A 12503-nucleotide genomic window follows, 5' to 3' on the forward strand; every position below is an offset into this window, starting at 1 on the left:
TCGCGACCGTGACCGCTGCCCGCCCGCTCGCCACCGCGCCGGCCGCGAGCGCCCTGCCCGAGCACGTGCGCGTCGCCTTCGGCGTGCGTGACACCGCCCCGCGACCTGTCGTGTGGGCAGGCCAGCGGGCCTGGCAGTGCGGTGACACGCTGCTCCGCCCGGTCTCCGACCACGTGGTCGCCGCCTGGTCGGCGACCGTCCTGGAGAACCTGGAGGTCGAGGGGGTCCGGCTGGCGCGGCCGGTACGGTCCAGCGACGGCCGCTGGGTCGTCGGCGGTTGGGCGGCCTCCCGCTACGTCCCCGGTGTCCCGGAGCCGCGGCACGACGAGGTCGTCGCCGCATCCCTGCGCTTGCACGCCGCGACGTCGACGGTGCTGCGCCCCCGCCTCCTCGACGACCGCGACGATCTGCTGTCCCGGTCGGCGGCCGCCGCGTTCGGCGAGCGCAAGCTCGACCTGCACCCGCAGACCGGTGGCCTGCTGTTCGCCGAGCTCGCCGCGCACCGGCGCACGATCCGGCTGACCCCGCAGGTCGTGCACGGTGAGCTGTTCGGCGCGATGCTGTTCGACCCGACCGGCCGGCCCGCGGTGCTCGACCTGGTGCCGTTCTGGCGCCCGGCGGAGTGGGCCGCCGCCGTCGTCGTGGTCGACGCGGTCGCCTGGGGCGGTGCCGACGACGACCTGATCGAACGCTGGTCGGAGCTGCAGGAATGGCCGCAGTCGCTGCTGCGCGCCGTGCTGTACCGGCTCGCGCTGCACGCTCAGCACCCGGACGCCACCACGGATTCGCTCACCGGCATCGAGCGGGTGGCCGGGCTGATCAGCCGCCGGCTCTGACCGCCGTGTCGCTGTTGCTGACCGGCGCCGCCGGCAACATGGGGACGCTGCTGCGTCCTCGGCTGGCCCGCAGCGGCCGGACCCTGCGCCTGCTGGACACCGCCCCGCTCGCGCCCGGCCCCGGGGAGCAGGTGCACACCGGTTCGGTCACCGATCCCGCGGTGGTCGCCGCCGCCGTCGACGGGGCCGACGCGGTGGTCCATCTCGCGGGGATCAGCGGCGAGGCGGGCTGGGACGAGATCGTCGAGGTGAACCTGGCCGGCACCCGCACGGTGCTCGACGCCGCGGTGGCCGCCGGCGTGCGGACCGTCGTCCTGGCGTCGAGCAACCACGCCGTCGGGTTCCGCACCCGCGCCGACGGTGTCCCGCTGCCGGCGGGCATCGAGCAGGCACCGGACACCTACTACGGCTGGAGCAAGGCCGCGGTCGAGGGGCTGGGCAGGCTCTACCACGAGCGGTACGGGCTGACGGTCGTGAGCCTGCGGATCGGGACCTGCTTCGAGCGGCCGCACAACGCCCGCGCGCTGGCCACCTGGCTGTCCCCGGACGACGCGGCCCGGCTCGTCGAGGCGGCCGTCGACCCGGGCACCCGCGGCCACCACCTGGTGTGGGGGGTGTCGGCGAACACCCGTCGCTGGTGGTCGCTCGAGGAGGGCGCGGCGATCGGCTACCACCCGCGCGACGACGCCGAGGTGTTCGCCGCCGGGATCCTGGCGGAGGGGCCGGAGCCGGATCCGGCCGCACCGGAGCAGCACCGGGTCGGCGGCGGGTTCTGCGAGCTCCCGCTCGGCGTCCGGATGCGTTGATCTACCGCACTTCTCACAGACACGACAACCTGCATGTGAGATAAGCGTTTCCGGTGTGTCACTGGGGGCCACCCGTCGGAAACTGGGGCTCCCTAGCGTCGTCGACGACGTGGACGCCGGCGATCAGGAGTGCCATCCGTGATGACCTCAGCTTCCCCCGGCCGCCGTCTCGGCGGGCGATGGATCGAGCACTGGGACCCTGAGGACCAGGGATTCTGGGAACGCACCGGCAAGGCGGTCGCGCGCCGCAACCTCTGGCAGTCGATCTTCTCCGAGCACATCGGCTTCTCGGTGTGGACGATGTGGTCGGTCCTGGTGCTGTTCATGGGGCCGGAGTACGGGATCGACGCGGCCCAGAAGTTCTTCCTGGTGGCGGTACCGACCCTGGTCGGCGCGATCCTGCGGTTGCCCTACACGTTCGCGGTGGCCCGGTTCGGCGGCCGGAACTGGACGATCTTCTCCGCAGCGCTGCTGGTCGTCCCGCTGCTGCTGGCCCTGATCGTGCTCGAACCCGGTGTCTCGTACACCACGTTGCTGCTGGTGGCGGCGGTCGCCGGGGTCGGCGGCGGGAACTTCGCGTCCTCGATGGCGAACATCAACGCGTTCTTCCCCGAGCGGAGCAAGGGCTGGGCGCTGGGCCTGAACGCCGGTGGCGGCAACCTGGGCGTCCCGGTCGTGCAGCTGCTCGGCCTGCTGGTCATCGCGACGCTGGGGGCCGGGCAGCCGCGGGTGCTGATCGCGGTCTACATCCCGCTGGTGATCGTCTCCGCGGCGCTCGCGTGGCGGCGGATGGACAACATCGCCGCCATGTCCAACGACACCGGCGCGTTCGTCGAGGCCTGCCGGGACCGGCAGACGTGGATCATGTCGTTCCTCTACATCGGGACGTTCGGCTCGTTCATCGGCTACTCGTTCGCGTTCGGCCTGGTCCTGCAGAACCAGTTCGACCGCACCCCGCTGCAGGCCGCGGCCGTCACCTTCATCGGCCCGCTGATCGGCTCGCTGATCCGGCCCTACGGCGGCAGGCTCGCCGACCGCTTCGGCGGTGCGCGGGTCACGCTGTGGAACTTCGCCGGCATGGCCGTCGCGACCCTGGTGATCATCGTCGCCTCGGGTGCCCAGTCGCTCGCACTGTTCACGGCCGGGTTCATCCTGCTGTTCACGCTGTCGGGCATCGGGAACGGCTCGACCTACAAGATGATCCCGGCGATCTTCACCGGCCGGGCCCGGGCCGCCGTCGCCGAGGGCGCCGACCGGGAGACCGAGTTCGGCACCGCGCGCCGGCTCTCCGGCGCCGTCATCGGGATCGCCGGCGCGGTGGGCGCGCTCGGCGGGTTGTTCATCAACCTGGCGTTCCGGCAGTCGTTCCTGGCCGTGCAGTCGGGGACGCCGGCGTTCTGGAGCTTCCTGGTGTTCTACGTCGTGTGCATCGGCGTGACCTGGGTGGTGTACCTGCGGCCGGCGCGGGCGTCCGTTCCGGGCGGCGCCGCGCTCGCGCGGGTCTGACCGGTGGCGCCCGACGAGCCCCGGACGGCCACCCACTGCCCGTACTGTGCGCTGCAGTGCGGGCAGTGGGTCGGGCCGGCCGGTGAGGTCGACGCCCGCGACTTCCCGACCAACGCCGGCGGGATGTGCCAGAAGGGCTGGACCTCCGGCGCACTGCTCGGTCACCCGCAGCGGCTGACGACACCGCTGGTCAGGGACTCGCGCACAGCGGGTTTCCGGGAGACCGGCTGGGACGACGCGCTCGGCCGGGTCGCCGCCCGGTTGGTCGCACTGCGCGCCGAACACGGCCCCGACTCGGTCGCCGTGTTCGGCGCGGGCGGCCTGACCAACGAGAAGGCCTACCTGCTCGGCAAGTTCGCCCGGGTCGCGCTGGGCACCTCGCAGATCGACTACAACGGCCGGTTCTGCATGTCCTCGGCCGCCGCCGCGGGCAACCGCGCGTTCGGGATCGACCGTGGACTGCCGTTCCCGGTCACCGATCTCGACGACGCCGAGGTGGTCGTGCTGGCCGGTGCCAACGTCGCTGAGACGATGCCACCGCTGATGGCCCACCTGCGCACGGCCCGGCTGGTCGTGATCGACCCGCGCCGCACCCCGACCGCAGAACGGGCGATCGCCTCGGGCGGACTGCACCTGGCGCCGCGACCGGGTACCGACCTGGCCCTGGCGCTCGGGATGCTGCACGCGGCCGTCGTCGACGGGCACCTGGATCTGGCCTACCTCGACGACCGGACCAGTGGGTTCGACGCGGTCTGGCGGATCGCGTCGCAGTGGTGGCCGGAGCGGGCGGAGCGGGTCTGCGGTGTCGCCGCCGCCGACATGCGGACCGTGGTACGGCTGCTGGCGACGACGTCGCGGCGCTACGTGCTCACCGCGCGCGGCGCCGAGCAGCACGCGCACGGTGTGGACACGGTCACGGCGTGGATCAACCTGGCCCTTGCGCTCGGGCTCCCCGGGCGGCCGGGGTCGGGCTTCGGGACGATCACCGGTCAGGGCAACGGCCAGGGTGGCCGCGAGCACGGCCAGAAGTCCGACCAGCTGCCGGGCTACCGGCGGATCGACGACCCGGCGGCGCGTGCCCACGTGGCCTCGGTGTGGGGTGTGGACCCGGACTCGATCCCCGGTGCGGGACGGAGCGCGGTGGAGCTGCTGGACTCCCTCGGCCGGCCCGGCGGCCCGAAGGCGTTGCTGGTGTTCGGTTCGAACGTGCTGGTCTCCGCACCCGACGCGCGCGCCGTCGCCGACCGGCTGGAGGCGCTGGACCTGCTCGTCGTCGCCGACGTCGTGCCCGGTGAGACGGCGATGGCGGCCGACGTGCTCCTCCCGGTGGCCCAGTGGGCCGAGGAGGAGGGCACGATGACCAACCTCGAGGGCCGGGTGCTGCGCCGCCGGCGCGCGCTCGCCCCGCCGCCCGAGGTCCGCACCGACCTGGAGGTGATCTCCGGGCTGGCCGCCGCGTTGGACGCGCCGGGGCAGTTCCCGGCCGATCCGCGGGTGGTGTTCGACGAGCTGCGGCGCGCGTCGTCCGGTGGGATCGCGGACTACGCGGGTGTCTCCTACGCGCGGCTCGACGCGGGAGAGGCACTGCACTGGCCGTGCCCCGCCGAGGGCCATCCCGGCACACCCCGGTTGTTCGCGGACCGGTTCGCGCACGCCGACGGCCGGGCCCGGCTGGTGCCGGTGGACCACGTCGAGCCCGCCGAGGACGTCGAGGCCGGGTACCCGCTGCGGGCCACCACCGGGCGGGTCCTGGCGCACTACCAGTCCGGTGCACAGACCCGGCGGGTCGCCGAGCTGGCCGCTGTCGATCCGGAGGTGTTCGTCGAGGTGCACCCGGACACTGCCGCCCGGCACGGGCTCGCCGACGGTGATCTCGCCGACGTGACGTCGAGGCGCGGGACCACCAGGGCCCGGGTGCGCTGCGTGCCGACGCTGCGCCCGGACACGGTGTTCCTGCCGTTCCACTTCGGCGGGGCGGGCACGGCGAACAACGTCACCAACCCGGCGCTGGACCCGGTGAGCCGGATGCCGGAGTTCAAGGTCGCGGCGGTCCGGCTGGAGGCGACGGTGCCCCGGGGTGCGGCGCCGGAGGGCTCCCGGAGGGAGCCGGGCGCCGCGATCCCGGAGCACAGCGGTTCGGTCCACCGGACCTGATCGCCGGGCAGCGTGCCGCCCCGGCCCGGCACCGGTCGCGGCGTGACCGTGGCTCATCGTGCGGTGATGCCGGCGGTGAGCTCGTCGGCGGTGACGGCCCGGACCCGCGGCGGACCGAGACCGACGAGGGGGCCGGCACGGTCGGCCGGGGCGCGGATGCCGGGCGGGGTGCGAGGTGGCGGGACGACCCGGTCGGGATCCGGTTTGCGCCGCGGGCGGCGCTGCGGGTCGATCCACCCCGGTGGGACGAACTCGGGCCGCCCGCGCTCGCCCAGGTGGATCTCCCAGCCGGTGTGGTGGACGAGCCGGTGGTGGACCCGGCAGAGCATGACGAGGTTGTCCAGGTCGGTCGGCCCGCCCAGCTCCCAGGGCAGGATGTGGTGGACCTCGCACCAGGCGGGTGGGCGGTCGCAGCCGGGATGGGCGCACCCGCGGTCGCGGGCGGTCACCGCGCGCCGCTGGGAGCCGGTGACGGTGCGCCGGGCGCGCCCGACATCGACCGGGCGTCCGTCACCGCCGAGCACGACGGGCAGGACGGCGGCGTCGCAGGCGAGCATCCGCAGCGCTGCCGGGCTCAGCTGCCCGGAGAACTCCAGGGTGGCCGCGCGGGCGCGCCGTTCGAGGTCGTCGAGCCGGACGGTCACCACGACCTGTGGCCGGTGCCCACCGGACTCGGGCAGCGTCGCCCCCGGGGCGTGGGCCAGGGCGAAGCCGCAGAGCTCGGCCAGGGCCTCGACCGCCCGTTCGGGATGGTCGCGCACGTCATCCGGGTCGCGGGGTGCGGACAGCGCGTCCAGGCTCGCGGCGATCCGGTCGAACATCTCGGCATCGTCGACACGGGCGCGCAGGGTCCCGCCGGGGCGGTGCCGGTGGCGGATGATGCGCAGCTCGTTGACCGCGGGTGCGGGTGAACCGTCGGGCTCGGGACCATCCTGATCGAGGACTTCGATCAGCTGCATGCCCCAGCTGTGCAGCTCCGCGGGGGTGCAGAGGACGGCCTGCCCGGCCAGGGCCTGCTCGGCACCGGCCCAGGTGCCGGGATCGAGACGCCCGGCCGGTGCGGATGCCAGCAGGCCGGAGATCACCTCGACGTGGCGCAGCGAGACCTCGCCGCTGCCGAACACCGTCGCGGTCGCGGGGAGACGGGCGGGCATCGCAGCCCCGTCGAGCCCGACCCGGGCGGTGACGGCCTCGGCGGCGGTGGTGTACCGCCGCGCCCGACGAGGCTCCCAGCGCAGCAGATCGGCCAGGGCCGCGGCCGGGGTGCGGTAACCGCGCCCGGCGTAGATCGCGCGCCGCTGCGCGACGGTGAGCGCGGTGACCCCGGCATGGTCGAGGCGGCGCGCGGCGGCCTCGATCGCGATCTGCACCGCCACGACCTCGCCGTCGGAGGCGGAGTCGAGGAGCACCACCAGCTCGTCGACGGCCGCGGTGAGGCGGGCGTGCGCGGCGGCGACCCGTTCGTACATGTGTTCGATCATAGCAAAACGTGTCTACGATCGACAGTCCATCATCGCAGCTCAGCGACCGTTCGTCGGTTCGCGATCGCGAACGTCGGTCGGTGGCTCGGTGCGCGCCGTGACGCCGCCGATCCTGCCGCACAAGATCGCAGCGACCTTGTCGTGAATTGCGGCCGTTCGGTACCGCCTCGTGCGGTCGTGACCTAGCGTTGTGTCCCGGTCACGCATTCTGGGGGGACTGTGCCGGGCGGTCGTGCAGCGGATGTCGTCAGGTTCTGGCGTGCGGTCGAGATGTTCGATCCGCAGGAGGTGCCGTCGCTGGGCGGCGGGGTCACCGGGCTCACCGCCGCGGCGATCACCGGGGTGGCGGGGCCCGTGGTCGGCGGGGTCGCCGGGGCCGTGGCCGGAAGGTTCGCCGAGCGGCTGCTGACGATCACCCGCAAGAACCCGGGCGGTTCCCGGCAGGAGCCGGCCGCATCGCCGCAGCCACGGCCCGCACGAACTCCCGCGGCCGCGATGACCCTCGCCTACCTGGACGACCTCGTCGCGGACCTCGCCCGCGAGTTCCACATCGACGAGAGCCTGCAGCCCCGAGGCGTGCGGGTCGAGATGAGGTCCGTGCGGATCCCGAGACGCGCGGGTCAGCGCGTCACCTCCACCGCCTTCCTCAACGGCAAGCCCCGGCGGGTGAATCTGCTCCACCCTGATCTGGTCCGGTCGGAGATCGTGGCGGCCACGAACGGGAACAAGGCGGCGGAGAACGTCACCGAGGAGCTCCCGCTGGCGTCGGAGGACGACGCAGCGAGGCTCCGCCGGTTCGACTACTTCCCGGACATCGCACGGGAACTGCTGGCGCGGCGGGGGACGGGGAGGAGCAGCCGGAGCGCCGGAACGAGCTGGAGAAGCGGGTGTGGGCGTTGACGTCGGCAGCGCTCGGCAACTTCCGCAACCGGCGCACCTTCAACGACGTCTTCTGGTGGGCGGACGCGTCGGATCCGGCGCCCGGGATGAAAGTGCGGCTCGAACGCGCCGGCGACGAGGCCGAGCCGGCCCGCGACGCATGGCACGCCGCCGTACGCAGCTTCCGCACGGCGCACCACCGGGTGCAGGCGCTCGTGGCCGAACGTCAGCAGGTCGTCGACGCGCTCCACCGTGCTCCCGGGACCCCGATGCGGCACGCTGACCTGGCCGGGAAGGTCCAGGCGGCGCGAGCCGGGCTGGCGACCTCCGAGTACCGCCTGCGTGATGCCGAGCGTGAATGCGACCGCGCCCAGCTTGCCGCCGTGGATGCGGAGCTCGCCGAACACGAGACGACACGGCCGGGCTGGTGGGCGCGCCTGGTCACGTTCGGCCAGGCGACCCGCGCCTGGCGGGCCGAGCAGGCTGCGCTCGACGGGCGACGTAGAAGGGCCGCCGACCGGGAGAGCGCCGCCGCCGAAGTGTGCGGATCGGCCGCGACGGCGATGGAGGTGGACCGGGTGACGGTGAGCGCTGCGCTGCGCACACTGCGGGCGGAGGAGGAGGTCGCGGAACGCGGGTTCGTGCTCGGTGCCGCAGTCGGTGCGGCGGCGAAGAAGCGCCTCAGGCACCAGATCCGGGAGGAGCGGATCGGCACGGTGCACACCGTGCAGGGCAAGGAGGCCCCGGTGGTGATCCTCGTCCTCGGTGGTGGCGAGCGCGGCCGGGACTGGGCGGCGACTCGGCCGAACCTGCTCAACGCGGCGGTGTCGCGGGCCAAGCACAGGCTCTACGTGATCGGTGACCGGACGGACCGGCGGCGTCGCCGGTACTTCTCCACCGCCGCCCGGCATCTCCCGATCGGCGACGCCCGCTGACCGCTCGCAGCGATCGCCGCACTGTCGGACGCGGCTCCGCCGGTAGCCGGATCCCGCGTCGCCATGCTGGTCAGCAGTCAGGGGTCGAGCCCGAACCGGGGCGGCCGCCGCACCCGTCAGCCCGCAGGCCGGGTCGTGGTCGGACGGCGGCGCGCCGGTCGTCGCCGCCCGTCGACGTCCGTGCTCCACGCGGCTCCCGGTACGAGCGTGGCCGGCACACGTCCGAGCGAGCGGGTTGACTGTGCCGTCGCGGCACGGTGTCGACTGCCCGGCACCGACCGAGCCGGAGAGGGACACGACCATGCAGGCACCCCGACCGGTCGCCCCGCCGACCACGAACGGGTCCGCGCCCCGCTGGTGGCAACGCGAGTGGTTCCGCCAGACGGTGCCGACCCCGCCGGCCGCGTTCGCCCTCCTGCTGCCGGCCGACATCGTCGTCCGGATCCTCGCGGCCTGGAACATCTACGCCGCCGGTTACCTCGTTCTGACCTGGCTCACCTTCCGGCGGCGGACCCTCACCGAGTTGCGGGCCCTCGCCACGTCGTCCACCCGGGGACGTTTCACCGACCGGCTCGCGAGCCCTCCCGATCAGCTCCCGCAGTCCGCCGCCACGATGGCGCTGCTGGCCGCGGCGTTCGTGTTGCCGCAGTTCCGGACGATCGGCGGCAACCCTGTCCTGGTCATGGCGATCGGCGTCCTCGCGGTGCTCGGCTGCTGGCTGACCATCCAGGCGGGGTTCGCGGTCGCCTACATCAACCTCTACTTCCAGCGGGGCGGTCTGCGCTTCCCCGACGACGCCGGCCCGTCCGGCCTGGTGGACTTCCTGTACTTCACGGTCGCGGTGAGCACCTCGTTCGGTGCCGCCGACGTCACCGTGACGACCCCGGAGATGCGACGCAAAGTTCTGGCGCACAGCGTGTTCGCCTTCGTCTTCAACACACTGATCCTCGCCGCGACGGTGTCGGTCATCGCGTCGATCGCGGTCTCGGCGTCCTGACCGGCGGGTTCCGCGGTCGACGGCGCCCGTCAGACCGGTCCGCGGGGTACGACGAGCCCGGTCTCGTAGGCATGGACCACCAGGCCGACCCGGGTGGTCGCGTCCAGCTTGGTCAACAGACGGCTCACGTAGGACTTCACGGTGGCGACACCGATGTGCAGGTCGCGGGCGATGTCGGCGTCGGAGCGGCCGCGCGCGACCAGCACGAGCACGTCGCGCTCCCGGGCGGTGAGATCCGGTCCGGCGCTGCGCGGTACCGGGGGCGGGGCGGCCGCGAACGCCTCGACCAACCGGCGGGTGATCGTGGGGGAGAGCAGCGCGTCGCCGTCCGCGGCGACCCGGACGGCGCGCAGCAGCTCCTCGGGTGAGGTGTCCTTCACCAGGAACCCGACCGCGCCCGCCCGGATCGCCCCGAACACGTACTCGTCGAGGCCGAACGTGGTCAGGATGACCACGCGTACCCCGCCGAGCGCCGGATCGGCGGTGATCGTGCGGGTGGCGACGATCCCGTCGCCACCCGGCATCCGGACGTCCATCAGGACGACGTCGGGACGCGTCGCGCGCACCGTCCGCACGGCGTCGTCGCCCCGCCCGGCCTCGCCGACGACGGTGAAGCCGTCGGTCCCGGTGAGCAGCGCGACGAAGCCGGCGCGAACCAGGTCCTGGTCGTCGGCCACCACCACCCGCAGGGTCATCCGGGACCGGTCCCGGTCCGCAGCGGGAGGGTCGCGTGCACCCGGAAGCCACCGTCGGGCCGTCGTCCGGCGGAGAACCCGCCACCGAAGATCGTGACCCGCTCACGCATGCCCAGCAGGCCGAACCCGCCGTTTCCGCGAGGCACCACCGGGGCGCCCGGGTCGTTGTCCACCTGCAGGGTCAGCTCGTCGTCGGCGCGGCTGATCCGGACGTGCACGGCCCCGCCGGGAGCGTGCACGGCGGCGTTGGTGAGGGACTCCTGGACCAACCGGTACAGCGTATGCCGGATGCTTCCCGGCAGCGTGTCGAGGTCGGCGCCGGCCCGGCCGCCGAGCGTGATGTCGTGGGTGATGCCGCTCGTGCCGCCGCTGTCGCCGGGCGCTCCCCGCTCGAGCAGCGCGAGGAGCTCGGCCCGGCCGGGGGCCGGGCCGGGTGCGGCCGGTTCACCGCCGGGGGACAGCACGACGAGCAGGTCGCGCAGGTCGTCCTGCGCGGCCCGGGCGGCGCGTTCGATCGCCTCGACCGCCGGTGCGGCCTCCGCCGGGTTCGACCCGGCGAGGAACCGTGCGACACCGGACCGGACGGTGATCACCGACAGCGAGCTCCCGACGACGTCGTGCAGCTCGCGGGCGATCCGCAACCGTTCGTCCAGCGCGGCCCGCCCGGCGTCGGCGTCGTGGTGGCGTTCGGCGGCGAGCGCGGCCCGCGCTGCCACTCCGGAAGCATGTCTGCGGTGCCGGACGAACCGGCCGAGTGCCCACACGCCGGTCAGGGCGAGGACGGACACGAACGCCAGCGGATGGTCGAAGTACGGGGCGCGCAGCACCGCCATCAGGCCCAGCAGGGCGTACACCCCGATCAGCGCGGCCGTCGCGGGCAGCGCGCGGGACCAGGCACCGACCGAGTAGAGCGCCACCACCAGGCACAGCGGGAGCTCCCCCGCGTCACCGCCGAGCAGGAGGACCGCCGTGGTCGCGCAGGCCGTCAGCGCCGTCGCCGTGACCGGGGCCGTCCGGCGTGCGGCGAGGGACATCGCCCCGACCACGGTCAGCCCGACGAGCACCGCATCCGGCTCCCGGTATGTGTAGGCGTCGGTCGACCCGGCGAGCCCGCCGCTCACCGCGAGCACGGTCGCGGTCACGCCGATCCCGAGATCGACGAGCCGGCCCCGGAGTCCGGGACGGTCGTCACAGGCCGGCGCATCCGGGACGGCGGTGCCCGCCGCGGGCACGGGCCGGGCACGCAACGCGCCGAGCATCCGGCGCAGGTCCTCGAGCGCGGTCCGGCCCAGCCGCTCGATCTCACCGAGCACGGCCCCCGGAGAACCGGAGGTGGTCGATGCGGTCGGTGCGGCACGGGCACCCGCGGCCAGGACGGTGATCGCAGCCAGCGTCCGGCTCACGACCTCGTGCAGCTCGCGGGCGATGCGCAGCCGTTCGGCCACGACCGCCCGGTCGGCGGCCTCCGCGCGGGTCCGCTCGGCGGTGCTCATCCGGACCAGGGCCTTGCTCTGCTCACCTGTCCACCGGCGGACCAGCGCGCCTGCCCCCCATGCCCCGGCGACGACGAGATGCTCGGGCAGCGGGGCGTCGGCGTACCAGGGCGGGGACTGCACGACCCACACGACGGCGCCCGCCGCGTAGACGGCGGCCAGGCACGGCACCGACACCACCGGTGACCGGTGGGCCGCGACGGTGAACAGGGCCACCAGCATGCAGACCGCGACGAGGTCCGGTTCCCAGCCGAGCCACTCCACCGTCGTGGTCGCGGCCGCCGTGACGACGAGGACGGTGACCGGGGTGCGGCGCCGGAACGCCAGCGCCAGTCCCGCGACGACCGCGGCGGTGACCAGCCGCGCGTCCGGGGCGGGCTCGTGGTGGCCGATCGACGGATCCTCGGTCAGTGCGCTCGCCACGGTGACCGCGGTCAGGGCGAGCGCGAGCGCCGTGTCGAGCACGGTCGGCCGGGAGGGGACCGGTACCGGTGCGGCGCGGACCGGCGGGGCGGCACGGTGCGGTGCTGCCACGGGGGACCCGTCCGCGTCCACGGCGAGCAGCGTACGGCGGATCGGCCGCCACCGGACCCGCCCACGGGGGGACCCGGGGGGGGGGGGGCGGGGGCGGGGCCCCCGGCCCGGGGCCCCCCCGCGGGGGGGGCCCGGGGGCGCCCCGCGGCGGCCGCGGGCGGCGGGCGGGGGGGGGGGGGCGGGGGAC

Annotated in this window: 10 protein-coding genes; 7 read left to right on the forward strand and 3 right to left on the reverse strand. The window is 74.3% G+C overall.

Annotated features, from left to right (window positions below):
* Positions 1-8: 8 nt before the first annotated feature.
* From AB0J24_RS28045 to AB0J24_RS28060, 4 genes are all read left to right on the forward strand, one after another.
* The gene (locus AB0J24_RS28045) at positions 9-836 is read left to right on the forward strand and encodes a TIGR02569 family protein (RefSeq protein ID WP_358686820.1); all 828 of its coding nucleotides are present in this window, start codon (positions 9-11) and stop codon (positions 834-836) included.
* A gap of 5 nt (positions 837-841) precedes the next feature.
* A complete protein-coding gene (locus tag AB0J24_RS28050; protein ID WP_358686822.1) occupies positions 842-1642 on the forward strand; it encodes an NAD(P)-dependent oxidoreductase in 801 nt (266 codons plus the stop codon).
* A 141-nt stretch (positions 1643-1783) separates the two neighbouring features.
* Positions 1784-3148, forward strand: coding sequence for a nitrate/nitrite transporter (locus AB0J24_RS28055; RefSeq protein WP_358686823.1), 1365 nt, complete (start codon positions 1784-1786; stop codon positions 3146-3148).
* Between the two features lie 3 nt (positions 3149-3151).
* Positions 3152-5302, forward strand: a complete 2151-nt coding sequence (locus AB0J24_RS28060; RefSeq protein WP_358686824.1) for a molybdopterin oxidoreductase family protein — start codon at positions 3152-3154, stop codon at positions 5300-5302.
* Positions 5303-5355: 53 nt separating this feature from the next.
* Here AB0J24_RS28060 and AB0J24_RS28065 read toward each other — a convergent pair whose 3' ends face one another.
* Complete coding sequence (locus AB0J24_RS28065) at positions 5356-6771, reverse strand: DUF222 domain-containing protein (protein WP_358686825.1); 1416 nt, start codon at positions 6769-6771, stop codon at positions 5356-5358.
* Between the two features lie 282 nt (positions 6772-7053).
* Between AB0J24_RS28065 and AB0J24_RS28070 the strand changes: the two genes are divergently transcribed.
* From AB0J24_RS28070 to AB0J24_RS28080, 3 genes are all read left to right on the forward strand, one after another.
* Entirely contained in the window at positions 7054-7683 is a 630-nt protein-coding gene (locus tag AB0J24_RS28070) for a hypothetical protein (protein ID WP_358686827.1), read from the forward strand.
* Positions 7671-8597: an ATP-binding domain-containing protein gene (locus AB0J24_RS28075; protein ID WP_358686828.1), complete on the forward strand. Its 927-nt coding sequence runs from the start codon at positions 7671-7673 to the stop codon at positions 8595-8597. The genes AB0J24_RS28070 and AB0J24_RS28075 overlap by 13 nt, the downstream gene beginning before the upstream one ends.
* A gap of 301 nt (positions 8598-8898) precedes the next feature.
* Positions 8899-9594, forward strand: a complete 696-nt coding sequence (locus AB0J24_RS28080) for a DUF1345 domain-containing protein (protein ID WP_358686829.1) — start codon at positions 8899-8901, stop codon at positions 9592-9594.
* A gap of 29 nt (positions 9595-9623) precedes the next feature.
* Here AB0J24_RS28080 and AB0J24_RS28085 read toward each other — a convergent pair whose 3' ends face one another.
* Together AB0J24_RS28085 and AB0J24_RS28090 are read right to left on the reverse strand one after the other, a co-directional pair.
* Positions 9624-10289, reverse strand: a complete 666-nt coding sequence (locus AB0J24_RS28085) for a response regulator transcription factor (RefSeq protein WP_358686830.1) — start codon at positions 10287-10289, stop codon at positions 9624-9626.
* Positions 10286-12337 (reverse strand): histidine kinase, encoded by a 2052-nt coding sequence (locus AB0J24_RS28090; RefSeq protein ID WP_358686832.1) that lies wholly within the window; start codon positions 12335-12337, stop codon positions 10286-10288. The genes AB0J24_RS28085 and AB0J24_RS28090 overlap by 4 nt, the downstream gene beginning before the upstream one ends.
* Positions 12338-12503: the final 166 nt, after the last annotated feature.

Source organism: Pseudonocardia sp. NPDC049635, from assembly GCF_040659795.1.
Classification (GTDB): domain Bacteria; phylum Actinomycetota; class Actinomycetes; order Mycobacteriales; family Pseudonocardiaceae; genus Pseudonocardia.

Bases quoted from the DNA above. Each gene is read 5' to 3' on its own strand.
- AB0J24_RS28080 (WP_358686829.1), top strand. From the start codon at position 8,899: ATGCAGGCACCCCGACCGGTCGCCCCGCCGACCACGAACGGGTCCGCG.
- AB0J24_RS28070 (WP_358686827.1), top strand. From the start codon at position 7,054: ATGTTCGATCCGCAGGAGGTGCCGTCGCTGGGCGGCGGGGTCACCGGG.
- AB0J24_RS28085 (WP_358686830.1), bottom strand. From the start codon at position 10,289: ATGACCCTGCGGGTGGTGGTGGCCGACGACCAGGACCTGGTTCGCGCC.
- AB0J24_RS28055 (WP_358686823.1), top strand. From the start codon at position 1,784: ATGACCTCAGCTTCCCCCGGCCGCCGTCTCGGCGGGCGATGGATCGAG.
- AB0J24_RS28065 (WP_358686825.1), bottom strand. From the start codon at position 6,771: ATGTACGAACGGGTCGCCGCCGCGCACGCCCGCCTCACCGCGGCCGTC.